Genomic DNA, 25,930 nt, shown 5'->3' with positions numbered 1-25,930 from the left:
GGACCGGCCGGCACCCTTAGATCGCGGTAAGGGTGAGGGTCGCGGTGTAGGTTCCCGCAGCCGTCTCGGTGGGCAGGCTGAGCCGCAGCCCGGCACCCAGTTGGGCGGTGCCCCGCCCGGCCTCGTTTGGCGCCGAGCCCAGAACCGCGCTGCTGCCGAGGCCGCCGCCGCTGCCGACGACGTACGGTGCCACCTCGGGGCCGGCAACGACCCCCTGCCCGGCGCCCTGAGCCAGGACCCGGGGGGTCCAGCCGAGGTAGCCGGCGCTGAAGGAAGAGCCGTCGGGACCGGCGAAGTCATCCGGGACCTGCCCGGATGCGCTCCAGCCGGGTTGGCCGGCGCGGGTGTCGGTCACCGTGACGGGCCGGAGCTCACCACTGCTCTCCCATCGGTCACCGGCGCTGTTGAGCTGGGCGGGTGGCAGCACCACCGCCCGGTCGTCCGGGTCAACGCTGATGACCAGGGAGCCCTGGGTCTCGTCGATGGACGCGGTGATCGTCTGCGAGTTGCCCGGCTCCGCGGGCGCGAACGCCACCCAGAGAATAGCCGGCTCGCTGACGGCCGACACCACGTCATCGTCGTCGTAGAGCTTGGCCACGTATTCGCAGGCGTTCAGCTCCCGGGTCGCGGTGAACGAGTAGCTGGCACCCGCCTCGCCCGGGATCATCGTCCAGTCCGTCGCACCCGGACACCTGCTGAACCAGTGATAGGAATCCAGCTCGGTCTGCGGCGTCTGCACCGCGTTGAGCGTGACGGTGTCGTTGGGCTGGTATTCATCGGCCATGCCGCTGACCGACAGGCTGACCTCCGAGCCGTCCCCGGGCAGTTCGCCGACGAGGAACGAATAGTCCACCGGTCCGGTGCTGATCGTGGTGCCGCCGGTCAGCGTCGCATCGACCTGGAACGTCAGCGTGTAGTCGCCCAGCGCGCTGAACGCCCAGTTCGAGTGCGCGTGGGTGTGCACCGGCACATCGATCGCGTCCGGAAGCCCGTCGTCCCCGCGGAACTTGATGATCGGACCACCGAACGAGTCCTGCGTGAACAACGTGACGTTACCCGGCCCCTGCACCTCGACCAGGCTCAGTCGCACCGTGTCGTCCTCGAACACATCGGACTCGAGAGTCGTGGTGTTCCAACCCGGCCAGAGCAGATCCGGGTCCTGGGTCATTGGCAGCAGCCAGATCTGGCTACCTACCGGGCCGAGGAAGGCGAACCGGGGATCGTCCGGAACATCCATCGCCGCCTCCGGCAGGACCTGGAACGTGACATCCGTCGGATCCCGGACCACGGCTGGGCTGACCGTGTCGTCGTTGACCTTCAACGACAGACTGCCGTCGCTGTAGCGCACGTCGATCGCGTCGGCGTGCCCCTTGGACAGCACCACCTTCTCCGCCGCCGAAGCAGCGACCGGCGCCGCCACCAGGCCAACGACCACCGCCCCGGCTAACAGGGCCGCAAAGCCGCGGGCCCGCACCGTCGCATTCATACCTCCCCTTTCACACCGCGTGCCCGCGCGGTGGTACGTGGTGATGTCACCGTCGGCCTGCCGGGCCAGCAGATCTTCGGCTCGCACGCCACGAGGCGTGTCGACAACGGTAACGACAACGGTTTTCATTATTGCATTGTTGGTCAACCAGTTCCACGCGGGGATGGGGGGCGATCCCACGCACCGCCCGCTACACCTGCCCCGCCACCGGCTCGCACCTGCCACCGGGCAGGCCCTACTCGCTCCTTGACCTTGCCCCTTGGGCAAGCAGCACCGTGGTCCGTGCCGGCCACCCGGCCGGTGCGAGGAGGATGACACCGTGGAGCTGCTGACGATCGGCGCGTTCGCCCGGGCGGCGCGGCTGACCCCGAAGGCGTTGCGCCTGTACGACGAGGTGGGGCTGCTGCCGCCCGCGGCGGTCGATCCCGAGTCCGGCTACCGGTTCTACGACCCGGAGCAGTTGGCGCATGCTCGACTGATCGCCCAGTTACGCCGCATCGGCATGCCGCTGGCCGACATCCGTACCGTGTGCGACCTGGAGCCGGACGCGGCAGCCCGTGCGGTAACCGACTACTGGCAGCAGGTCACCGCCGACACCGCGAACCGCGCACACCACGTCGCCCGCCTCGTCGCACACCTGTCCCAGGAGGGCGGCACCATGTCCGCAACCAACCCCACCCCGACCATCCGCTACGCAGTCCGCTGCGACCAGGGCATCGGGCGCGACAGCAACGAGGACGTCGCCTACGCCAGTGACCAGCTACTGGCCGTCGCCGACGGCACCCGGGGCGCCGGCGCCACCGCCAGTAGCGCAGCCGTCAACGCGCTCAAGGCGCTCGAACTGACCGACCGGCCCGCCGTTGACCTGCTCGCCATGTTGGCCACAACCATCGACGACGTCGATCGCGCGGTGCACGCCACCAGCACCGACGACAACCAGCCGGCCACCACCCTGACCGCGCTGCTGCGTCGCGGCACGCAACTAGCCTTGGTGCACATCGGCGACACCCGCGTCTACCTGCTCCGCGGCGGTGAACTCGCGCAGCTCACCCAGGACCACACCTGGGTACAGAGCCAGGTCGAGTACGGCAAGCTCAGTCCCCAGGAGGCTGCCGCCCACCCGCAGCGCGCACTGCTCACCCGCGCGCTCGGTGGTGGCAGCCAGCCCGTTGAAGCCGACCTGGCGCTGCGTACCGCCGTGGCCGGTGACCGCTACCTGCTCTGCTCCGACGGCCTGTCCGCCGTCATCGGCCGAAGCGACCTGCACACCGCCCTCGCCGAGTCCGGTGACCCCGAGTCAACCGCACAACGGCTGATCGACCTGGCCTACGCGGCCGGCGCGCCGGACAACATCGCCTGCGTCGTCGCCGACATCATCGCCGCGTAGGGCGCCCCGTCGCCGCGTAACGGCGTTGCCAACCCAACGCCCTTACGCGGCGCTCCAACAAGGGCACCGGCTCTTCCGTAGAGCACTCGTCATCCGTTGGGGAAAGTGAGTCGTCGTGTGTCGCAAATACGAATAGCACTGGCCTTTTTGCCGCAACTGGCCTCCGCACCACACCACAGCGAACGCCGACGCGATCGAGTGCCACGTCAGTCGCGAGAAATCGCCCAGCAGGTCCGGCAAGCCGAAGATCGCCGGCTACACGGGTAGAGCCAGTAGGTGGAACCCCGCTCGCGTCCCGGTCCGATGGCACCTCGAAAGGCCACATGTCCGTACGGCTCTCGGTAAGCCCCAGATGGACGGGATGTCGTGCGGAGTGTCAATGTGACGGAGCCGGTACGTCTGGTCCATCAAGGCTGATCTTCGCCACGGGGTCCACGGTGAGCGCCTGGAAGATCTCGGTGGGCCTGAGCACGTCGGCCGCGAAGTGCACTCCCATGGGTGCCTGGCCCCGGAGCACCGCGGTAGCCGCCGCGGCGGCCATGAATCCGCTGAGTTCATAGGAGTCTTCGCAGGCCAGCGAAAGGACGTACGGAGTCGACTCGGCGTCGCTGCCGGCCCAGAGGTGGAACTCCTGGCCGTACCACGTGCCATACCGACGTACGTCCTCGGCCGCCGCATCGACGATCTCTGATGTAGCTGTATCGCCGAGGGCCCAGGCTAGTGCCAGTTGCTCGGGTAGCCGGTCACCGCCGAAAGCGGTGTACCAGTTGACCTCGCCGATCTGGAGCGCGCGAGCGAGTCGGACCGCCTCGGTGGACAGAAAGGGGAAGGCGTCCACCGGTTGGGGGAATCCGGTGAGTAGCAGGCCGCGGCGGGGCTCGAGGCTGCGTTCCCGGACGACGCCGTCCCGCCAGCCCGCCCCGGGTATGCCGTGCTCGGGTCCACGACTGAGCAGTACGTCTCCGGCCGCTGCCGGGGACAGCGGTGCCACTCCGCCAAGGTATGCGTCGAGCCGGCTGACCCGTCCGACGGTGGTGGCCAGGTGGCGCGGCAGGAGCCCGGACAGCCCCGGGAGCGCCCCCGCGGACAACAGGGCGACCCTCCCGGCGGCCAGCCACTCGCGCGCGTCACCGCCGGTGTTCAGACGCAGGAAGGTGGGGTCGTCGCCGGCGGCGTCAACGTAGTTGGCGCCGTTGCGCAGCGCCGCTCGGGCGACCGTGTCGAGAACCTGGTACGACGGACCGGCGCAGTTGACGAGGAGGTCACACCGCGCCGCGAATCGGTCGAGCGCGGCCGGATCAGCAAGGTCGACCGCCACCGGCTCGGCGAGGGTGCCGCTCGCATCCAACGAGCGGACGAGCTTCTCGGCCCGGCCGAGGTCGCGACCGGCGACAAGGAGTGGCGCGGCCGCGCTCTGGTGCAGGCGGCGCACGACCGCGCCACCAACGGCTCCGTAGCCGCCGAGAACACCGATCGTCGTGATGCGGCTCATCGTGGAGACCTTTCCCTGGGCACTAGCTACCGACCTAGATGATAACTATTGTCATTTTCGTTTAGAACGCGAGTGCCGGCGCTGCCGGTGAGGAGGATTCCGTGTACGACGTGATCGTGGTGGGCGGGGGGCCGGCCGGTCTCAACGCCGCTCTGGTGTCGGGCCGGCAGCGCCGGCAGGTGCTGGTTGTGGACAGTGATCGCCCGCGTAACGCACCGGCGTCCGAAATGCACATGTTCCTCAGCCGGGACGGCTTTTCCCCGGCCGAACTGCGCAAGGCGGGCCGAGCGGAACTCTCGGCGTACCCGAGCGTGGAGCTGCGGATAGGTCAGGTTGACAGCATCACGCCCGCCAAGGACGGATTTACCGTGGGACTGGCGGGCGGCGAGACCCACCGGACCCGCAAGCTGGTCCTTGCGACAGGGCAGGTCGATCTCACCGACGCCGTCGACGGACTTGCTGCCCGCTTCGGGCGCGGCGTCTTCCACTGTCCCTTCTGCCACGGCTACGAGACCCGGGGCATGACCCTCGCGGTGCTCGGGCACGAACTGCCGCAGGTGATGCAGGCGCTGTACGTCGCCGACCGGTTCAGTGACGATGTCGTTGTCTGCACGAACGGGCATCCCGTACCGGAGCCGGCCGTGAGCCGGCTCGCCGCCGCTGGCATCCCCGTCCGCACCGAGCATGTCATCCGGATCGACGGGGAGGAAGGTGACCTGCGGCTGGTCTTCGCCGACGGCACCGTGCTCGAACGGCAGGCCGTGTACCACCGGGCGCCCACCCGTCAGCACTCTGCCCTGGCTGAGCAGCTCGGGTGCGAACTCCTGCCGGACGGTTGCGTACGCGTCGACGAGTTCCAACGGACCTCCGTGCCGGGTGTGTACGCCGCCGGGGACACCGCCCGACTGGCCGCACTGCCCGACGCGCTGACGTTCGTCATCACGGGCGCTGCGGACGGCGCGCGCGCCGCGGTCTGGCTGGACCAGGAACTGTTCCGGGAGGATGCCGGGCTGACCGGCGCCACGGCGGCAGAACAGCCATAGCGCTGGAACGGCGTGCTATCCGAACGGCCGTGGCGGGGCGGAACGCCCCGCCACGGCTCCGTTCACGATCCGATGCCGACGTTCTGGCCGGCGGCTTCGGCCGGCTCACGGACAGCGCTGGCGAGCCCCGCCACGGTGGGATGGTCGAGGAACCGACGTGGTGTCACCCGCCCGATCTCCTCCCGGGCAAGGGCCCCGAGCATTCGTACCGCGAGCAACGAGTCCCCACCGAGCCCGAAGAAGTTCGCGGCCCGGTCCGGCACCCCGCAGCCGAGCAGCACCGTCCACTTTTCTGCGATCACCCGTTCAAGGTCGTCCCGCGGTGGGCCGGGTTCGTCGACCGGCCCGGTCGGTGCGGTCGGCACGGACAGCCGGGCGAGCGAGGGGCCCTGCTCGGGCGCATCCACCGAACCCGGCAGGTCGACCGGAGCGGCCCACTGGTCTGCCTCGACGAGCGACTCCACCATGGCCATGACCTCCTCGAACATCCGGTCCACGTCCGAGGCTTCGAAGAGCTCCTCCACCAGGGAGAACACGACCACCAGCTCGTCCCGTAGCTCAAACAGCCGAACCTCGAGCGCCACCTGCGGGGTCCGTAGCTGCTGGTAGTGGCTGGACAGGTCGATGGAGCCCAACGGCCCGGCCGCCCGGGGTACCTCACTACCAAGCGCGGCGTCGACCCCCAATGTGCTCTGGAAGACCACCGGAGCCACCGGCCTTCTGGTGTCACGACGCCGTCCGAGTTCACGGGAGACCTCCACACCGGTCACCAGGTTGTGCGCCATAGCGTCCCCGATGTCGCGCTGGGCGCGGACCGCGAGGTCGGAGAAGGTCGCCGACGCCGGCAGCTCCACTGGTACGAGCATGGTGGAGGAGAAGGCCCCAACCAGCCGTGGCACGTCCGGGTGTAGCGGAAGGCGGTTCAGCTGCAGGGTGTTGAGTAGGAATCGGCGGTGTCCGCAGGTGCGGGCCAGGGCGGTGGAGAAGACGGCGAACATCGCCGCGGATGGGGTGACCCCATGTCGACTGCAGTGTTCCCGCAGGGTGGCCCACCGGTCCGCGTCCAGGACCGCCTGCCGCGCGCCCATCAGGGCCGGTCGGACGTCGGCCGGGTCGGCGATCAACGGCAGGGCGGGAGGAAGCGGAAGGCCATCGAGCCGATTCCACCACCAGTCACGGTCGGCCCGCCACGACTCGGTCTCGGACAGCCCATCCAGGGTCACGGCGTAGTCACCGAAGTCGACATCCAGCGGTGTGAGCATCGCATTCTGATCGGTGACCAGGGCAAACAAATCGCGGTAGAAGACTCCCGACGACCAGCCGTCGACAATCATCAGGCTGGTCGAGGAGTGCAGCCGTGCCTTGGCCCCCGGAAGCAGGGTCAGCCGCATGTCCAGACCGCATCCTCGGGTCGGATCCGGACCGTCGGTGCTCATCTCGCGGCGAATGGCGGCCAGCCTTTCGGCGATCTCCTCCGCGCCGGCCGTGCTGAGGTCGGTCACCCGCAGCACCGGTATCGCCTCCGGATCGTCCAGGGGCAGGATCCGTTGCCGACCGTCGGGCAGGATCCGCGCGCGCAGCACCGCCTGGTGCTCGGCGAGCCGCTCCAGCGCATCCTGTAACGCCTCGGCAACCTCGTCGCTTTCGATATCTTCCAGGCCGATGTCGACATAGTGGTGGGCCGACCGGTAGGAAAGCTCCCATCCGTCCTGCTGGCCGACGAAGTAGCCCTGTTGCAGCGGAAGAAGCGGGAACGGGGCTTCGGGGTCGTCTCGGCGCTTGAGGTTCAGCGGCAGCGCGCGCACGCCGCCCGTGGCGGTGCCGCGCTCCTGGATGAGGGCGGCCAGCTGGGCTGGGCTGTGCTCAACGCGGACGTCGGCCAGGGCCAGGGCCACCCCGAGCCGTTGCCGGACCAACGCCGCCATCCGTACGGTCAGGACGGAATCACCGCCGAGGCTGAGGAAACTGGCATCGGCCGGGACAGCGGTCACGTCGACATCCAGGACATCGGCCCAGACACCGCGTACGGCATCGACGAGTGCGGTGGGACTGGTGGTATCGGCGGGGTCGGTCAACGAGATACTCCGATCGAGACAGTGTTCGGGGCGGACATGACACGGTCCACGGCGTGGATCCGTTCGGGGCGATCGGGTGGCGGCAACCGGGCCGCGAGGGCCGCTTCGACAAGCACGGGATCCGGACGCCGGACACCGGATCGAGCCCGACCGACGATCACCCGCTGTCCCGCGTCAGCCAGTGGATGCTTGTCGCCGGGCAGGACCGGCAGCGGATCGAAGCCGGCCGCGTCCAGTTGGTCGACCCACTCGGCTGGGCTGAGGAACACCCGGTCCTGTCCGGCTCGTACATCGGTGAACCAGCGTTGTTCCTCGGCGGATGGAGACATGAGTAGGTACATGGAGGTGAGCGCCTGGTAGTGCTCGCGGCAGGATTCGACGAGCACCAGCAGCCCGTCCGGGGCCAGCAGTTCCCGCAGTGCGGCCAGCGCCCGGCCGATGTGGCGAGCGTTGTGGAGGACGTTCGCGGCGAGGATGACGTCTCGGGAGCCGGGCGTGAACTCTGGGGCGACCGGCGGCAGGTTGATGTCGAACAGGCCGAACCGCAACCCCGGCCGGTCTCCGAGGAGCGTGCGGGCCGACGTGAGGAAGAAACGCGACACATCGGTGAACAGATAGTCCAGCTCGGTCCCGGACAACGCCTCGAGCACCGGTCGGGTGGTCGCCCCGATCCCGGCGCCCACCTCCAGCATCCGCAGTGGATGGTTTGAACCGTGGGTGCGGCCAGCAACCAGCGCCGCCGCCGCGTGGTTGACCCAACGGCTGGGTAGGTTGTCCCGATAGTTGCCCTCGGCGGTGTCGGTGGAACCATCCGGGAACAGCAGTTCCTGCACCCCGGCCTCATCCCGCAGCAGGGCCGGCAGCCGTTCGGCCGTAGCCACGAAGAACCGCGTCATCGACGGTGGATAGCCAAGGCCGCGACGCGCCTCGTCCAGCTCCCGCCGGGCACGGGCGTACCCGACGCGGTCCGGCGCGACGAGATCGTGGTAGCGGCCGCTGGCCCGGTCATACCGGAGCCTTCCCTCGGTCACCAGCGTGGACAGCCATCGGCGTACGATCCAGGCATGTCGCGGTGCGACCCGCAACATGTCCAGCACCTGTCCGGTGTCATGTTTCGCGCCGTCGCGGAAGAGCCGCGCCCGGTACAGCACCCGGGCCATCGCGAGCAGGGCGACCTCGTCCATCAGCCGGCTCAGCTGAGGAAGCGAGGACAGGTCGGCGCCGGCCACGGCGGCGTCTCCGGCCACCGCCGCCTCGTCAACGACCGCCTGTTCCGCGGCCGGTTTCGTCCGTCCGTCGGTGCCGGGCAGGTTGGGAGCAACCAACAGGGTCGGCCGTTGGGGGCCGGGAACCCACTGCCAGGCGCCCACCCCGGGAAGGTCCGCCAAGGCGTCGACCGGCGGACCGCTCACCGTGCTCCCCTGCCGTCGCAGTCGTCAGCCACCACGATCCTGGGTGGCCGAGCTCCCGGCATCTGCCGCCGCAGGTGGTCACGCAGCACCTCCGGCAGCCGGCGGCGTACGAAGCCGGCGAGCGGCTCGTGTGCCTCGGGTCCGTTCTCCGGTCCGCTACCGACGAGGTCCTCTAGGGCCAGCAGCCCACCGGCGGCGGGCGCGGCGACGGCCAGCAGCCGGGGGTCGTCCGGGTCGAGCAGTACCGCGGCGTCCAGTTCGCGTACGGCGTGGCGGAGAGCGTGGGGCGTGACCGCCGTCGGCGCATCGCTCAACAACGCGTTGGGGATGCCGGAGACGACGATCGGATCGTCGGAAGACGCCACCCGAAGCGGCGTGGCCAGGTCTACACCGAGCTGCTCCGACCAGGGGATCGTCCGGACCGGTGTGGGCGCCTCCGGCGTGCCGGCGCCGACGTGCAGGACAATGTCGTAACGGTAGCGGGTCAGCTCCGTGTCCTGTTCCATGGTGCGCGCGTGCAGGCTCATCCGTACCGGCCGCCCCTGCGCCGTGAGCAACCCCGCGACGGCCCTGGGCGCAAACGACAGTTCCTCATCCGCGGTGATTGCCGCTCGTATCCGGGTTTGCAGGTCGTCCCCGCCGATGCCGGGGTTGCGAGACTGCTCCAGCCACGTGAAGTGCGCGGTCAGGAGATCGCTGTGCCGAATGTCGCCGACGATCACCGTGCCCCCGTCGGCCACCACGGCCAGTGCCTGCCGTAGCACCTCGGCCAGATAGCCGAGCCCGGGAAAGCACTGGGTGACGGAGTTCAGCAGAACGCACTCTGGCGCAAGGCCCCGGCCGAAGGCATGGTCCATGGCCTCCCGCACCCTGTCGGTCGCGGTTTCGTGTGCGGCGGCCCGGACAAACGCGGTACCGGGCAGGTCTGCTTCCCCGAGTCGCTGTACCGCCGCCGGCGCCACGTCGGTGCCCACGTAGCCACGCAGGTTCGGATGCAGGCGGTGCGCGAGCAGGCCGGTGCCGCAGCCGATCTCCAGGACGCGTCGCGGCCGTTGGGCGAGAACCAAGCTGACAGTGCAGTTCAGCCATTCCCGCATGTGTTCGATCGGCAAGGGCTGGCCGGTGTCCGAGGCACGCCAGCCGGACAGATCCAGGTCGTCCGAGTGTCGCCCGACGGCCTCCTGGTACACCCAGTCGTACACCTCTGCCCAGTGATCGAGGTGCTCCCGCAGTAGGGGCCCGGGTTCGGGACCGGCGAGGGTGGCGGCGGGCTCGGGCCACACCGCGATGGAATCGTCTGTTGTGGCGCGTGCCGCGGCGACCCAGGGATGCGCCGAGACGAGGGACACCATCGAATCGACGGTCACTTCAACGGGCACCGGATTCCTCCGTTTGGTTGTCGGTGAGGGGCAGTGGACCGTCGGTGCGGCCCTCGACGAGCCGTCGGTGATGGACGTGCAGGACCCGGTCGGCGCGGGCCGCCACGGTGGGGTCGTGGGTGACCGACAGGATGGCCAAGCCGTCGTCCCGCAGCCGGTCGAGCAGGTCGAGCACCACCGCGGCGGAGGCGCGGTCGAGTGCCGAGGTCGGCTCGTCGAGCAACAGCACCCCTGGCCGCGCGGCCAGGGCTCGGGCCAGCGCGACCCGTTGGCGTTGACCTCCGGAGAGAGCGGGTGGACGTCGGCGTGCGATCTCTGCCGCGAGCCCGACCGAGCCGAGAAGGCGCAGGGCCTCCCTGGCCCGCTCACGGCGGCCCACGCCGTGCAGCACCGCCAGTGGACGGGCTACGGCGGGCCCGACACGGTACGCCGGATTGAGTTCCCCAGCCGGATGCTGACCGACGAGTTGGACCACGCGTCGCTGCTCGCGGTCGCGCTGCCGTACGTCGGCTGGCAGCGGGTGCCCGTACAGCGACAGTCGCCCGCGTTGGCGTGCACGGCGACCGACGATTGCGTACAGCAGACTCGTCTTGCCACTGCCGGAAGGACCGAGAACTGCTGTCCACGAGCCCTGGGCCAGGTCCAGGTGCACATCTTCCAACAGCGGTGTGCCGTCCGGTCGGGCCACTCGCAGCCCTTGTACGGCCAAAAGCGGTGCGGTGCGGTGGCCGGGTGCCAGGGGTGCGGCGGCCGAGCTTCGCACTGGTGGCGACATCAAGGTGGAGGGTGTCGGCGCGGTGACACGTCGCGCCGCAGGGGAAGGTCGCGTCACGGTAGCCGGTGGCGCCAGGTCCACCACCCGGTCGGCGACGGAGACGAGAAACGGGTCGTGGGTCACCAGCAGAGTACAGCCGCCTGGACGCGCCCGTACCGCCTCGACGATCATCCCCCGGGTCTCCGCGTCCAGGGCCGAGGTCGGCTCGTCGAGCAGCAGGACGTCCGGCTCGGTGGCCAGGGCACGGGCCAGGGCGACCCGTTGAGCCTGGCCGCCGGAGAGTTCACCACCCCGCCGGTTGGCGAGTTCGGCGGGCAGGCCGAGCAGGTCACAGACCTCACGGACTCGGAGTGCCCGGTTACGTCGTGAACCGCTCAACTGCTCGCCCACCAGACGCGCGACCGACCAGAGCGGGTTCAGCGCGAGGATCGGATCCTGCCCCACATACCCGCAGTGCGCCCGCCGCCAGCGGCGAGCCGCCCGCCCCTCCGGGATCGGCCGGCCGCGCCAGCGCACCACTCCCCCGTCTCGGCGCAGACCCGACGGCAGGCTGTCCAGAAGAGCGTGCAGCAGGCTGCTCTTGCCTGCCCCGGAAGCCCCGACGACCGCCACCACCTCACCGGCGCCGAGCCGAAGGTCCGTGGCCGGCAATACAAGCTGGCCGTCACCGACCCGACGCACCGACAGTCCCATCACCACCAAGGGCGCCGAGTCGGATGTGGCGGACTCGATCGGACGCTCGACGCGCTGTCTCACCACACCCCCTCCCGCTCACGTGTGGCGGTGCGCGCGGTAGCGGCGCAGAGCAACGCGCACAACGCCAACGGCACGGCGGGCGCCAGCAGCGCGGTGGGATTGAGCGCCGCGCCGGGCAGGTTCTCGCTAAGCATCAGGGCCCAATCGGGGTCGGGGGGCTGCGGGCCGAACCCGAGGACCGCGAGCGTGGTGGCCAGTTGCAGTGCCGTGATCAACCGCAGACCAACGTCAGCCGCCACCAGGCCACGCAACGCCGGCAGGAGTTCCCGTATCAGAACAACCGCTCCGTGTTCGCCACGTTCGACGGCGGCGTGCAGGTAGCCACTGTCCCGGACGGTGGCGCACTGGGCGGCCACGACCCGGGCGGTGAGCGGCGCGCCGCTGAGCACAGCGGCGACCACCACCGCCGCTGCCCCCGGTAGCGCCACCGCCAGTACCAGGGCGAGGACCAGGGCGGGCATCGCCAGCAACAGATCGCCGAGCCAGCGCACCGCGCGGCCCGCCCGGGCCGGCCACCAGCCTGCGGCCAGCCCCAGCGCTACTCCGATCAGGAGGGCCGCCGCCGCCGCGGTGAGGGCAACCCCGAGCAGGTTCGCGCCGCCGGCCAGCACCCGGGACAGCACGTCGCGGCCCAACGCGTCGGCGCCGAACGGCAGCTGTGTCGACGGGGCGGACCAGGGCACGGCCACCGGCTGTTCCGGGTCGTTCGGAGCGAGGGACCGACCCAGCAGAGCCAAGGTGAACACTGCCAGCGCCACCCCCGGCGCGACAGCGTTCCCGCGAAGGCGCGTCACGAGCTACTCTCCACCGTCCGAGCCGACCGCACCGTGGCGGGACGGCCGGTTCGATGCACCGCCGCGGCGGCGAGATCGGCGAGCAGCATTCCGAGCAGCACGGTCACGACGGGCATCAGGGCGGCGCCCTGCACCACCGGTATGTCCCGCACCGCCACCGCCGAGACGAGCAACCCGCCGAGGCCGGGAAGACCGTAGACCGTCTCCACCAGGGCAGTTCCGGCGGCGAGCCAGCCGGCCGTCAACGCGAGAACCTGCAACGCCGGTACGACCAAGAACGGCCGGACATGCCGCAACAGCACCAGCATCGGTGGCAGCCCGCGCCGGTACGCGTCAACGACGTGCGGCCGGCGCAGGGTGTCGGTCAGGACCCCACGCAGCAGCGTGCTGGCGTACGCGGCCGACGGCAGCGCCAGCGTCAGCGCCGGCAGGACGAGCGTGCGCGGGTCCTGCCACGGATTGCCGCCCGGCGGCAGCAGGGAGACGGCCGGAAGCCACCCCAACGTCGCGGACAGCAGCGCGCCCAACGCTGCCGCGTACACGGCCTGGGGCACCGCGGCGAGACCGGCGGCGAGCATTCCGCCCCGGCCCCGCCGCAACTGCGTGACGATGAGGCCGGCGACGGTGAGCAGCGCTGTTGTGCCGAGTGCGACAGCCACCAGGCTGGCGGTCGCGGGCAGGCGTTGGCCGAGCAGGTCACTCACCGGCCGGCCGCTGCTCAGCGACGAGCCCAGGTCTCCCTGGAGCAGCCCGCTCAGCCACCGCAGGTACCGCACCACCACCGGTTGGTCCAGGCCGAGTTGTTCGCGCGCCTGTGCGACCTGCTCCGGCGAGGCTCGACCAGCTTCCCGGAGGGACGCCGCGTCACCCGGCAGCGCCTCGGTAGCGGCGAACACCACCACGGTGGCCGCCAGCACCAGAAGCGCCGTCCGGGTGAGGCGGCGTACGATCATCTCGTCTTCCAGGCGCGTTCGATGAACATCCGCTGGAAACCGGGACCGTCGGGCAGCCCGTGCACACCAGGGCTGGTCAGGTCCAGCCCGTCTCCGACGCCCCACACCACGTACCCGCCGTCGCGCCACAGGTCCTGCTGGATGCGGGCCAGTTTGCTGTTGCGCTCGGCCGGGTCCAGGATGCCCATGGCAGCGTTGAACTCGGCGTCGAACGACGCGTTGCGCCAGGCGGTCTCGTTGGTCGGCGAGGCGGCCAGCAGGCCGACGCGCACCAGGTCGGGGAAGGAGATGCCGCCGTAGTAGCCGACGTAGAAGTCCTTCTTGGCGTAGATGGCGGTCCAGTAGGTGTCGGCCGGCTCCACCTTCACGTCGACCTCAACCCCGACCTCGGCGAGTTGCCTGGCCCACAGGGTGGCCGCGGTGTCCATGCCGGGGTACGACGTCGTGGTGTGCAGGGTGAGCTTCAGCCCGTCCGCGTGTCCAGCTTCCTCGAGTAGTTCCTTGGCCCGGTCCAGGTCCCGGGTGCGCTGCGTCAGATCCTGCGGGTACGACGGGTCGTACGGGGTGGGCAGATCGTTGGCGATCTGGCCGTATCCGAGGAACACCGTGTCGACGAGTGCCTGCCGATCGGTCGCGAGTCGGAACGCCTCCCGCACTCGCGGATCGTCGAACGGCGCGGAGTCAAGGCGCATGATAATCGGATACTCGGTGACGCCCTTGCGGCGTACGACCTGCACGTCACCGCCCGCTTCGGCGGCCTTGACCGCCGCCGGGCTGACGCTGCCGGCGACGTCCGCCTGGCCGGATGTCACGGCGGCCGCGCGAGCCTGCGGGTCGGCGACCGCCCGGATCTCGATCCGATCCAGGTGCGGTCGCTCGCCCCACCAGTCGTCGTTCCGCAGGAGCACGGCGGTCTGGGCGTCGGTCTCGGTCACCCGGAACGGCCCCGAACCGCCGACCGGCTCGGCGAAGTCCGTGCTGCCCTCGGGAACGACGAAGCTGATCGACTCCAGCGCCTTCGGCGCTTCGGCCATCGGCGCGCGGGTAGCCAGCACCACCGTGTGGTCGTCGGGCGCGCTGGCTGCGGCCATGTCGAAGTCGGCCAGTCGGCCGTAGTTCTCGGCAGCCTTGTCCGCTATCCGGGTCAGCGAGTAGAGCACGTCCTTGGCGAGTACCGGTTCGCCGTCGGTGAAGGTGGCGTCCTCGCGCAGGTGGAACGTCCAGCGGTCCAGGCTCTGGTTCGCCTCCCACGTTTGGGCCAACCGCGGTTGCGGGGTGCCGTCGGCGCCGGGCACGGTGAGCACGTCGTAGGTCAGCGCGAAGCGCATGAGGTCAGACTCGTTGCCGAGTCCACCATGCGGGTCGTTGCTCGCGGTCGCCGGCGACCCCGGTACGACGTAGCGCAGGGTGCCGCCATCGACTGGCGTGCCGGGCTCGTCGGTGGAACCGCCGGTCGTGGTGTCGGTGCCGCAGCCAGCCAGCAGCAGGGCGGCGATGGCGAGGGGCAGCGCCCCTCGCCGGGCCAGACGGGATCTAACAGGGGTAAGCATCAGTTTCTTTCTCTGACTAGGTGTAATCGGATGGCTATCGGAACGGATGCGGCAGCGCCGCGAGTGTCCTGTTGAGGTGCTCGGCGATCGTCTTGGCGGCGCCCCCCGTGAGCAGTGAGTAGTGGTGCCCCGCAACGACCACCTCGTGTATCGGGCCACGCACGTGGCCATCCCAACCGAGGCGGGACAGGTCAGGCGCGTCGTCCACGCCCATGCCCACGCCGCTGTTGTGGGGCGACGGCAGCGCGGCCCGGACGAGGAGCAGCCGAGTCGTCGGATCGTTCAGGTGGCCCGCCCGGTGTTCCCCGAGAATCCGCAGGTGCCGCTCGAACACCCGCAGCCGGGTGTCGGCGGTGTCCCGCCGGCTCAACAGGCCGGCGTCGCGCAGCCGTCGCGTGACGGCACGACGGATCTCGTCGCCAGGGCGGCCAAGAAGCTCGGCTTCCTCGGCTGGGCCGAACCCGAGGTCCAGGTCGAGGAACGCCGCCAGCGAGTGCAGATAGCGCACCGCGGCGATGGCCTGCGGAGCACCCTGGCCGTGCAGAGTCCTGATCCGGTCCGGCGTGTTCGAATCGATCATGAAAAGCAGATCGGTACGCTCGCCACGCCGTTCGAGCAGGCAGGCCATCTCGTGGGCCAACGTGCCCCCCATCGACCAGCCACCAAGCAGGTACGGACCGGATGGCTGGTGCTGGCGCACCGCGTCCAGGTAGTGCTCGGCCAGGGCCGGAATGTCCGCGGGCTCGACACCTCCGGTGAGGGCCGGGTCGGTGAGCCCGACCACCGGGCGGTCTTTGCTCAGCAGCCCGACGAGCTCGCCATAGCAGAGCACGTCACCACCGGACGGATGGACCAGAAACAGTGGGGGCTCGGCGGCACCGTCACGCAGCAGCAGCGCGATCTCGCCCGAGCCCGTGCCCACCGAATCGCCGCGCGGTGGCCCGGACGCCGCCGGTCGCCCGGCCACGGTCGGCCGTGCCGGTCTGGACGTCTCCCACTCCTCGGCCTCGTCGGCCAGTCGGCGCACCCGGTCGACATAGCCGGAGAACGCCTGGTCCGCCTCATCGGCGGGTAGGACGTTCTCCAACACGTCCCACTGCAGAAGCAGGGCGCCATGCTGCTCGATCACCTGATGGTCAAGCCAGGTCTGCGGCGTACTGCTGATGCCGTAGACAGGGGTGCCCATCCAGTCCAGGTCGTGCTCGCCGCCGAGCGGATCGGTCAGCCCCAGCGCACTGGTGAACACCACGGGTACGGACTCGGTGGCCCCGCTGCGAGCCGATTTCTCGGCCAGCATTTCCAGCGCCGAGAACTCGCGGTGGTCCAGGTCGCGGAAGAGGGTCCGCTGCGCTTCGCCCGCGTCGTCGGCGAACGTCCCCGGGCGGGACCGATCGACCTCGTGCAGCAGCAGGGAGGTGAAGTCCCCGACGACCAGGTTGACGTCCGGATGCACCGATGGGCGGTCGAACAGGGTCAGGGTGATGGCGAACTGTCCCTGTCCGGACCAGGCGGCCAGCGCGTCCCCGTACGCCGCGAGCAGCACGGCGGTCGGGGTGAGGCCACGCCGGGCTGCCTCCGCCTGGAGCGCCTGCCACTGGGCCGCCTCCAGCCGTGCGGTGCGACGCGCGAACCGGGGCCGGATCCCCGGCTGTGCCGGACGGACCGGCAGCGCGGGGGGCCCGGGCAGGTGGTCGAGCCGGTCACGCCAGTAGCGCGCCGCGCGTTCGTGTTCCGGGCTGTGCGCGCGACGTTCCAGCGCGGCGACACACGTGGCGAAGGTGGTTCCCACCCGTGGCAGCTCAACCTGCGGATCCTCGTACCGGGCGCGCAGCTCGCGGTCCCAGAGCAGGAAGCTGGCGGTATCGCAAACGAGCACATCGACATTGACGAAGAGGCGTACGATCCCGCCGGGCAACCGGGCGGCACGGATGTCGACCAGCGGCCAGCGGCCCGGACGGGGTTCCCGCCCCACCATCTCCGCTCTGATCCGGGAGAGCTTCTCCAGCCGGACGGGTTCATCGAGCGCGGAGAGGTCCCGGACCCGGATGCGGTACCGGGGCACCCGATCAAGGATTCGGTTTCGGCCTTCGGGAGTGATGATCGCGCGGAGCATCGGGTGCCGGGCGATCACGGCGTTCCACGCGTCCTCGTATCGGGCCATGTCCAGCCCGGGACAGTCGTGTTCCAGGTGGAACGAGCAGGGCACGTCACCGAGCCGGTAGCCACCCGAGCCGCCGACCCAGTACGCGTGCTGTACCCGGGTCAGCGGAAACTCCCGCGGCCCGTCCCCGTCTGGTCCGGCCTCCGCGAACTCCAGGCCGGCCGGAGGTGCGGTGCCCGCGGACGGGCCGGCGTCGCCCGTCGGGTCGGACTCCTCGCCCGTCGGCGGTCGCGGGTCGGAGTTGTCGGTCGTCGGCAGGAGCGCCGCCAGCGACGCGACGGTCGGTCGTGCCAGGAGATCCTGCAAGCGCAGTTGGACACCGTGCTCGTCCCGCAGCCGAGCCAGCATCCGGGTGGCGAGCAGCGAGTGCCCGCCGAGGGCGAAGAAGTCGGCGTCCCGGTCGGATACCTCGAAACCGAGCAGTTCCGACCAGACCTTGGTGAGGGTCGCCTCCGCGTGCCCACGGGCACTGTTCTCAGCCTGGCCGCTCTCCCCCGCGGGCACGACGGGTCGCCGGGTGCCGACTGCCCCGCCGGCCAGGCGGGGGCGTAGCTCGGCGGGAGAGACCGCGATCAACGCGGGGGCCCGCCCCCGGCCGGCCAGGACGAGCAGCCGATCCAGCGCCCGCATACCGTCCCGCCGCCCAATCGAGTGCCGGGAGGCGACGGCCCGCTCGGTGCCGCCCGGGCCAACCCGCCAGCCGTCCCAGGCAACGCTGAGCCAGACCGTGCCGCCCTCCGTGCCCTGTCGCTCCGCCAGCGCGTCCAGGTAGCGGTTCGCCGCAGCGTACGGAGCCAGTCCCAAGCCGCCCACCAGGGTCGTCGCCGACGACATCAGCAGTACGGTGGCGGGCCGGGCCTCCTCGGGCAACTCCACGAGGGCCCGCCGCAGGGCGACGGCCGCCGACACCTTGGCCCGAGCGTGGCTGTGTGCCGCCTCGGGGTCGACCGACCGCAGGGGGGTGACCGCCGTCGAGGCGACCACTCCCGCGCCGTGGACCACGAGGTCCAGCCGGCCAAAACGGTCGACGATGTCACGCAGCAGCGCACCGGTGGCCACGGAATCTCCGGCGTCGACCGCGCGTACCTCCACCGGCAGACCACGGTCGGTCAGTCGCCGGACTGCCTCGATCCGGTCGGCTGCCGGGCTTCCCGGCGCCGCTTCGGGTACCAGGCCGGTACGGCCGGTGACGACGACCCGCCAACCCCGCTCGGCCAGATGTTCGGCCATGGTCAGGCCGACGTCGCCCAGCCCGCCGATGAGCAGGGCGGTGCCCGCATCCGTCCGGTCCATGGGTCCGTCCGAACGGGGCCGCCACGGGTTCACGGTGCGCAGCCAGCGGTGTCCGCCGCGTAGCGCCACCTCCGTCCCGGTCCGATCACCGGTGACCAGGTCCGTCGCCTCCTCGGCGACCCGGCGGGCCAGCTCGTCCGGCGCCCCGGCCACCGGCAGGTCGACGGCGCGCCACCGCAGTCCGGGGAACTCCTGCGACAGGATCCGGGGTACGGCGGTGCCGGCGGCGGCAGCCGGGTTCGGTCGATCGGTGCTCTCGACCTGCTGGACGGCCCGGGTGACGTGCAGCAGACAGCTGTCGTGTGCCCAGGTGGCGGTGAGGCGGGCCAGTTCGGCGTGGCGTAGAACCGCTCCGGTCACCCGCGCGGCCGGGTCGTCGCCGTCGGGCGCGAGGTCGAGCACGATCACACCAGCGCACGGGATCGTCGCGTCGGCGGCGACCTCGGCGCGGTCGGCGACCTGGGCGCCAGCGGCGATCAGGTGAACCCGTACCGCCTCGACCAGGGGGTCGCCCTCGGGCCCGTCCAGCAGCCATCGGCCGGTGCTGGCGGCCGGGTTGTCCGGTGCCGGTACGCGGAGCCAGACCGGCACCTGGAAGGGTTCGTCCTCATCCGGGGCATCAGCGGTGGATTCCGCCCCCGGTTCGGGCGGTTCGATCCACAGCGGCCGTCGATCGAAGGGGTGGCCGGGCAGTGCGACCCGCCGCCGGCCAGACCGGTGCAGGGCCTCGGCGCTGATATCCACCCCCCACGTCCAGAGTTCACCGGCGGCGGTCAGCAGCGCGGTCCGTTCGTCACCGGGTTCGTCGGGCTCGGGGAAGGTGGCGACGGTCGCCGTCAGGTTCGGCATCGGGTGTTGGCGGGCAAGCTGCAGCAGGCCGCCACCGGGTCCCGTCTGCACGACCACGGCCGGGCCGTCGCCGATGGCGGTGGCCAGGGCATCGGAGAAGCGCACCACAGACCGCAGGTGCCGTGCCCAGTGGTCCGCGTCGGGCGCGGAGGTGAGGAAGCCACCGGTGAGGGTGGTGGCCAGCGGCACCACCGGCGTCCGGGCGTCCACTCCGGAGGCCGCGGCCCGGAGTTCGGGCAGGACGGGGTCAACGAGACGGGAGTGGGCGGCGGCGTCCAGCCGTAGTCGAGTGGGTTTGACCCCGGCTGCCGCCAGCCGTGACTCCAGCGCGGCCACCGCCTCCTCGGTTCCGGAGAGCACGCACGAGGTGGGCGCGTTGATCGCGGCCAGATCCACGTCGAGATGGTCGGTCAGCAGCGTGGCGACCTCCGTCTCGGACAGGGGAACAGCGAGCATCGCGCCCTGACCTGCGGCCCGTGACATCCCTCGGGACCGGACCCGCACCAGGGCCGCCGCGTCCGCTACCGGCAGCGCGCCGGCCACCACCGCGGCCACGTACTCGCCCAGGCTGTGCCCCACCACGACATCCGGTCGTACGCCCCACCGGATGAGCACGCGGGCGGTGGCCAACGACACGGTGAACAGCGCCGGCAGGCCGTACGCCGGGTCACGGGCGAGCCGCAGCGCGGCCGGGTCGACGCGGTCGGCCTCGATCAGCTCGACCAGCCGGGGCCGGCCGGGTACGTCGAACAGCGCCCCGCACTCTCGAACGGTGGCGGCGAACTCCGGCTCGTCGGCCATGAGCCCACGGCCCATGCCGGGATACTGGGCACCACCGCCGGGGAACAGGAAAACAACCTTGGGAACGCCGGTGCCCGCCGCGCGGCGGACGGCGGTGCGCAGGGCAGCACGGTCACCGACGCGATCGCCGGTGATGACCGCCGCGACGCGGTGTCGCCGGAACGGTCGTCCGTCGTGCAGGGTGTAGGCGAGGTCGGCGGGTGCCACCGTCGTGGTGTGGAACGTGTCGGCAACATCGGTGACGCTCTTAGCCAGGGCGCCGTCGCTGGTGGCGGAGAGCAACACCAGTTGGGGACGCGGGTCGGGTTCGGGGGTGGGCACGGCCGGTGCGCTGCCCAGCACGAGGTGACAGTTCGTGCCGCCGATGCCGAACGAGCTCACGCCCGCGTACCGCGCCCCGGACCAGTCGGCGGTCCGTCGGGCGACGGTGAACGGGGAATCGTCCAGGGCTAGCTCCGGGTTGAGCGGTTCGGCGTCGAGGGTGGCCGGAAGGACCCCGTGGTGCAGCGCGAGTACGGTCTTGGCGAACCCAGCGATGCCGGCGGCGGAGTTGGCGTGCCCGATGTTGCTCTTCACCGAGCCCAGAGCGCACCAGGCCGGACCCACGGAACCGAACACGCGGCGCAACGCGCCGATCTCCACGACGTCGCCGAGGCGGGTGGCGGTGCCGTGGGCCTCGACGTAGCTGATCTGTCGCGCCTCCACCCCGGCCACGGCCAACGCCTCGGCGATCACGCGCGTCTGGCCGCGTGGGGACGGTGCGGTGAAGCCGGTCTTGTCCGCGCCGTCGTTGTTGACCGCCGATCCGTGCAGCACCGCCAGCACCGGGTCGCCATCTGCGCGCGCGTCGGCGAGCCGACGCAGGACCGCGACGCCGACGCCCTGGGAGTGAACAATTCCGGTGCCCTCGGCGGAGAACGCGCGCACCCGGCCGTCGACGGAGAAGATCCCATCCGGGACGTACAGGTAGCCGCGGCCCTGGGGGACGATCAGCGACGCGCCCCCGGCCAGCGCGGTGTCACACTCGCCCGCCAGCAACGACTGAGCCGCCAGGTGCACGGCGACCAGCGAGGTGGAGCAGGTGGTGTTGACGGCGATCGCCGGCCCGGTCAAGCCGAGACGGTGTGCCACCTGAAGCGGAAGGTAGTCCCCGACGGTCGCCATCGCCGTCTGGAGGCTCCCGACCGGATCGCTGGCGGCCGAGGTGTACCGGTGGGCCAGGTTGCGCATCAGATAGTCACTGTGCGCCGCCCCGGCGAACACCCCGACGGCTCCGGCGCCGATCCCGTCGCCGTGCCCGGCGGCTTCGAGGGCACGCCAGCACGCTTCCAGGAACAGCCGTTGCTGCGGATCCATGAGCGCGGCTTCGGCGTCAGTGAGCCCGAACGGCTCCGGGTCGAACCGGTCCTGATCGGCGATGACACCGCCGACCGGGACGTATGCGGGATGCTCACGCAACCGCGGGGGCACTCCTCGCTCGGTGAGCTCGTCGAGGGTGTGCCGGGTGAGGCCGTGGCGCTCGGAGACCAGCAGGTCCCAGAACGCCTCGGTGTCGGGGGCGCCGGGAAACCGGCAGTCCAGTGCGGTGACGGCGATCAACGACTCATCAGGGTTCTCGGCCGTGCTCACCGGTCCACCTCCTGGGCCCGGGTACGGGCGGCCAGCCGGGACGAGCGTCGGTCGGACGGCGCCGGGGTGGTCGTCGGCCCGAGTACCTGGGTGCTTCTCGGAGTGGCCAGGGCGGTGATGTGCGCGGCGAGGGAGGCCACCGTGGCATGGCCGAAAATGTCCGCGAGCGCGAGTTGGGGCGCGATGCTCTCCCGCAGCCTGCGGTATGTCAGGACCAGCGTGAGTGAGGTCACCCCCAGTGCGGCGAACGCGCTGTCCGCCCGAACCTGCTCCCCCGTCAGGTCCGCGAGGACCGCGATGACCGCGTTTGTCACGGCCGGATCAGCGGTACGACCACCGGCGACCGGGTGACCGGTACGCTCCGGCCCGGACCGGTCCGGCGAGGCCGCTGGCGGTTCGGCGGTCGACGCGCTCTGTGGGGTCGGCGTGCGCTGTGGGACTGGTGGCGGGGCGTCGTCGACCCGTGGTAGATCGGTGGTCCGCTGTGCGAGTTCGATGAGACCGTCAGCGGGGATCCGTTCGACCAGCGCGGGGGCGTCTTCCGGGCGGACCCGGTCGAGCCAACGCGTCGCCGCGACGAGGGCCTGCGCTGGTGACATTCGACCCGGGCGTACAACGAGTGCGACGTCGAGGCCGAGTGCCTCCGCCTCGGCTACCGCCGTGCCGGCCCAGCTGGCGAAACGTGGGGCGGACGGGACCGGGGGTTCCACCGGCGACGCGGGCGGCGGGAGCGTCGCTTGACGTGGCTGCACGTCGTCGTCCCCCGCCTGGTACGGATTGGGCAGCGCGGCATGGTCGATCTTGCCGTTCGAGGTGACCGGCAGCGAGTCGAGTACGAGGAACCTGCTCGGAACCATGTACTCGGGCAGCCGTTCGCGCAGCGTCCCGGTCAGTTCTTCGATGGTCGGGACAACCTCTCCCGCCTTCGGCACCACGTACGCGGCCAGGCGGGGACGCTCGTCGGAACCGCGCACCGCAGCCACCACGCACTGCCGCAGGGCCGGGTGCCGACCGAGCGTGGCCTCGATCTCGCCGAGTTCGATCCGGTGTCCGCGGATCTTGACCTGCCGGTCGGCACGTCCCAGGAACTCGATGTTCCCATCGGTCCGCCAGCGTCCCAGGTCTCCGGTGCGGTACAGCCGCTCACCCAGCAGCGGGTGCTGGGCGAAGCGGTACGCCGTCTGCTCCGGATCGCCGATGTATCCGCGGGCGAGCCCATCGCCGCCGATGAACAGTTCCCCCGGCTCACCCACCGGGCACGGCCCGCCATCCGGGTCGAGAATGTGGAACGACTGGGCCCGCAACGCCCGACCGTAGGGGATACTCCGCCACCCCGGGGCGACGTCCGTCACCGGGTAGGTGATCGACCAGATGGACGCCTCGGTCGCACCGCCCAGACTCATCACCTGGGCCTGTGGGGCGAGCCGACGCAGGCGTTCGGGCAGGGTCAACGGGATCCAGTCACCGGAGAGCATCACCAGCCGTAGGGCGCGTAGCGCCCCGGTTGCGACCTCCGGCTCGATTTCGGCGTACTCGACCAGCATCTCCAACAGCGCGGGGGCGGTGTTCCACACCGTGACGCCATGCCGCTCGGCCAGTTCCAGCCAGTGCTGCGGATCGCGCTGCCGGGCCGGGTCAGGCAGCACCAGCGCCCCGCCCGCGCCGAGAACGCCGTAGATGTCGAAGACGGAGAGATCGAAACTGAGCGCGGACAGCGCCAGCACCCGGTCATCGGCGTGGACGCCGAAGCGGTCGACGATGTCGTCGATGGTGGTGCGGGCGGCGCGGTGCTGGATCTCGACGCCCTTCGGCTGCCCGGTGGAGCCGGAGGTGAAGATGACGTAGGCGGTGTCATCCGGGTCGGGTCGCGATGGCGGTGGGGTTGATTCGGAGGCGAACTTCCCTGATCGGCCGCCGGGCCGTCCGGCCGCCGTCAGGCGGTGCGTTGACACGCCCTCCGGCCACATGGTCCGGACGCCCCGGCCGACCAGCGCGTGCCGCACTCCGGCGCGGGCACAGATCGTGGCCACCCGGGCATCCGGCCAGGACGGTTCGACCGGCAGGTAGCCCGCGCCGACGGCGTTGACCGCCAGGACCGCGACGACCTGGGCCAGCCCCTTCTCGCAGGCGACCGCCACCAGATCGCCGGTACCGACACCGGCGGCGGCAAGAGCGGCAGCGGTCGCCGCGACGCCCTCGGCGAGCCGGCCGTGCGAGGTGACGGCGCCCCCCGCGTACAGGGCCGGCTGCTCCGGCACCCGACGGGCGGCACTGGTCGCCGGGTCGTGCAGCAGCGGGCCGGCACCAGGGAACGGGTCGACGTCCAGTGATTCCACGGGCAGGACGAAGGGATCCCAGGCCAGGCTCGGGTCCTTCCACGCGCTGGCCTCGGTGAGGCGGTGCAGCAGCCGGACGTACGCGTCGAGCATGCCGCGTAGGTAGCCGTCGGGAAAGGCGTCAACGACACCGTCCCAGGCGATTCGGAGCACGCCACCCTCGTCCCACACGATGTGGTCGAGCAGTACCTGGGGGGTCTGTGAAACGCCGAAGACCTCCACGCCGAGCCAGCTCGCCGGGGCCGCGGTACCGTCGCCGGCGAGTCCCACCCCACTGGTGAAGACGACCGGGTAGGGCGGGGCGCCAGAGCTGTCGCCGAGCCCCCGCAGCACGTCAACTCCGGAGACCGACCGGTGGTCCAGGTCCTCCCAGAAGCGACGGTTGAGCTCCGATGCGTAGCCGGCGAAACCACTCCACGAGGCCGGGTCGATCCTCGGGGTACCCACCAGCGCGGTGGTGGTGAAGTCGCCCACCACCAGATCAATACCCTCGGGCTTCTCCGGACGCTCGAAAAGTGTGGTGTTCAGGCAGACCTCGTCGCCGGCGCCCCACCGCCCGAGGATCACCGCGAACGCGGCAAGCAACGCGGCGGTCGCTGTCACGCCGTGCTCGCTACACCGGGTACGGAGGATCCGCCAGGCCTCCGCGTCGAGTTGGCCGGCGTGCCGAGCGAAGCGGGGCGGCACGGTGGAGTCGACAGCCCGGGTCACCGGTAGGCGTGGCGCTGGAGGAAGCTCGGCGACACGGGCTGCCCAGTAGGCGCGGTCCCGTTCCCGCCGCTGGGTCCACTCCAGATCCGTCTCCCGAGCTCGCAGCAGGTCGGCGAAATCGGCGGGCGGCTCGGGCAGGGAGGCCGTCGGGTCGGCGACGAGTTGTCCCCACTGCCGCATCAGCAGCATCCAGCCGGCCATGTCGGTGATCAGCACGTCGAAGCCGACGTAGAGGCGGGTACGACCGTCGGGTAGGAACGCCGCGTGCAGGTCGAACAACGGCCACTGCCCGGTCGGGCGTACCTGGTGGGAGCGGTCGTGCCGGATCGCGGCCAACGCTTCGTCCACCTGCGCGGGCGAGGCGTCGCGTAGGTCGGTGACACCGATACGGTACGGACCGGCCGTGGGCAGGATCTCCCCACGGCCACGCTGGTCGACCACCATCCGTAACATCGGGTGGTGGTCGACTAGCTGGTTCCAAGCGACTTCGAGTCGCTGGAGGTCGGTTGCGGCGTTGTCGCTGATCCGGTCGTACTCGTAGTAGTAGAAGGTGGCCACTCCGCCGAGGACCAGGCCTGACTCCCGCCCGACAAGGTAGGACTCCTGGACCGCGGTCAAAGGAAAGGTCGACCGGTCGCCCGGCTGCCCGCCGCTGCGCTGACCGCTGGTTTCAGCGGTACCGGCTGGCTCGTCAGGGGCTTTCGACAGGTGCTGGGCGAGGTGCCTCGCGGTGGCGTTGTCGAGGAACGCGGTCAGTGGGAGGTCGCGCCCCGTGCGTTCCCGGATCCGCCGGCGGAGCCGTACGGCGGTGAACGACTCCAGACCCAGGGCTGTCAGTGATGCTTCTGCATCGATCAGCCCTGGATCTGTGCCGAGGACCTCGGCGATGCAGTCGAGTACGTCGTCAAGGACGACTTCGGGCATCAGGGGCAGGTTCATCCGGTCTCCGTAGCTGCGACGGCTTTGTGGAGCGCGCCGCCGGGTGGACGGCGGCCGATGCACCGGAGACCCTAGTTGAAAATGATTCCCAATTCAAACTTGGGGTCGG

Annotated in this window: 13 protein-coding genes; 2 read left to right on the top strand and 11 right to left on the bottom strand. The window is 70.8% G+C overall.

Annotation, left to right across the window (positions count from 1 at the left end; translation table 11 throughout):
• Positions 1 to 16: 16 nt before the first annotated feature.
• On the bottom strand, positions 17 to 1,486 hold the full coding sequence (locus tag SALPAC4_RS0120100) for a choice-of-anchor M domain-containing protein (protein ID WP_188116875.1): 1,470 nt from the start codon (positions 1,484 to 1,486) through the stop codon (positions 17 to 19).
• Positions 1,487 to 1,805: 319 nt separating this feature from the next.
• On the opposite strand from SALPAC4_RS0120100, the gene SALPAC4_RS0120095 reads away from it, so the two are divergent.
• On the top strand, positions 1,806 to 2,873 hold the full coding sequence (locus tag SALPAC4_RS0120095) for a MerR family transcriptional regulator (RefSeq protein WP_019871865.1): 1,068 nt from the start codon (positions 1,806 to 1,808) through the stop codon (positions 2,871 to 2,873).
• 376 nt (positions 2,874 to 3,249) lie between these two features.
• Here SALPAC4_RS0120095 and SALPAC4_RS0120090 read toward each other — a convergent pair whose 3' ends face one another.
• Positions 3,250 to 4,365 (bottom strand): saccharopine dehydrogenase NADP-binding domain-containing protein, encoded by a 1,116-nt coding sequence (locus SALPAC4_RS0120090; RefSeq protein WP_019871864.1) that lies wholly within the window; start codon positions 4,363 to 4,365, stop codon positions 3,250 to 3,252.
• Positions 4,366 to 4,466: 101 nt separating this feature from the next.
• On the opposite strand from SALPAC4_RS0120090, the gene SALPAC4_RS0120085 reads away from it, so the two are divergent.
• Positions 4,467 to 5,408: an NAD(P)/FAD-dependent oxidoreductase gene (locus tag SALPAC4_RS0120085; RefSeq protein ID WP_019871863.1), complete on the top strand. Its 942-nt coding sequence runs from the start codon at positions 4,467 to 4,469 to the stop codon at positions 5,406 to 5,408.
• A 62-nt stretch (positions 5,409 to 5,470) separates the two neighbouring features.
• Here SALPAC4_RS0120085 and SALPAC4_RS0120080 read toward each other — a convergent pair whose 3' ends face one another.
• Genes SALPAC4_RS0120080 through SALPAC4_RS0120040 form a run of 9 tightly spaced genes read right to left on the bottom strand, consistent with a single transcriptional unit; the run spans position 5,471 to position 25,821 of the window.
• Positions 5,471 to 7,483: a condensation domain-containing protein gene (locus SALPAC4_RS0120080; protein WP_019871862.1), complete on the bottom strand. Its 2,013-nt coding sequence runs from the start codon at positions 7,481 to 7,483 to the stop codon at positions 5,471 to 5,473.
• On the bottom strand, positions 7,480 to 8,895 hold the full coding sequence (locus SALPAC4_RS0120075) for a class I SAM-dependent methyltransferase (RefSeq protein WP_019871861.1): 1,416 nt from the start codon (positions 8,893 to 8,895) through the stop codon (positions 7,480 to 7,482). The genes SALPAC4_RS0120080 and SALPAC4_RS0120075 overlap by 4 nt, the downstream gene beginning before the upstream one ends.
• On the bottom strand, positions 8,892 to 10,262 hold the full coding sequence (locus SALPAC4_RS0120070; RefSeq protein WP_027644901.1) for a class I SAM-dependent methyltransferase: 1,371 nt from the start codon (positions 10,260 to 10,262) through the stop codon (positions 8,892 to 8,894). Before SALPAC4_RS0120070 ends, SALPAC4_RS0120075 begins: the two co-directional genes overlap by 4 nt.
• A 1-nt stretch (position 10,263) precedes the next feature.
• Positions 10,264 to 11,805, bottom strand: a complete 1,542-nt coding sequence (locus SALPAC4_RS25505) for an ABC transporter ATP-binding protein (RefSeq protein WP_033665037.1) — start codon at positions 11,803 to 11,805, stop codon at positions 10,264 to 10,266.
• Positions 11,802 to 12,599: an ABC transporter permease subunit gene (locus tag SALPAC4_RS0120060; RefSeq protein WP_027644900.1), complete on the bottom strand. Its 798-nt coding sequence runs from the start codon at positions 12,597 to 12,599 to the stop codon at positions 11,802 to 11,804. Before SALPAC4_RS0120060 ends, SALPAC4_RS25505 begins: the two co-directional genes overlap by 4 nt.
• Complete coding sequence (locus tag SALPAC4_RS0120055) at positions 12,596 to 13,552, bottom strand: ABC transporter permease (RefSeq protein WP_019871857.1); 957 nt, start codon at positions 13,550 to 13,552, stop codon at positions 12,596 to 12,598. The genes SALPAC4_RS0120060 and SALPAC4_RS0120055 overlap by 4 nt, the downstream gene beginning before the upstream one ends.
• Positions 13,549 to 15,102 carry an ABC transporter substrate-binding protein gene (locus tag SALPAC4_RS0120050; RefSeq protein ID WP_019871856.1) on the bottom strand — a complete coding sequence of 518 codons (1,554 nt, stop codon included), beginning with the start codon at positions 15,100 to 15,102 and terminating at the stop codon, positions 13,549 to 13,551. Before SALPAC4_RS0120050 ends, SALPAC4_RS0120055 begins: the two co-directional genes overlap by 4 nt.
• A gap of 34 nt (positions 15,103 to 15,136) precedes the next feature.
• On the bottom strand, positions 15,137 to 21,835 hold the full coding sequence (locus SALPAC4_RS0120045; RefSeq protein WP_019871855.1) for a type I polyketide synthase: 6,699 nt from the start codon (positions 21,833 to 21,835) through the stop codon (positions 15,137 to 15,139).
• A complete protein-coding gene (locus SALPAC4_RS0120040; RefSeq protein ID WP_019871854.1) occupies positions 21,832 to 25,821 on the bottom strand; it encodes a non-ribosomal peptide synthetase in 3,990 nt (1,329 codons plus the stop codon). Before SALPAC4_RS0120040 ends, SALPAC4_RS0120045 begins: the two co-directional genes overlap by 4 nt.
• Positions 25,822 to 25,930: the final 109 nt, after the last annotated feature.

It is taken from the genome of Salinispora oceanensis, from assembly GCF_000383575.1.
GTDB lineage: Bacteria > Actinomycetota > Actinomycetes > Mycobacteriales > Micromonosporaceae > Micromonospora > Micromonospora oceanensis.
This window is presented reverse-complemented; position numbering and strand designations above follow the sequence as displayed.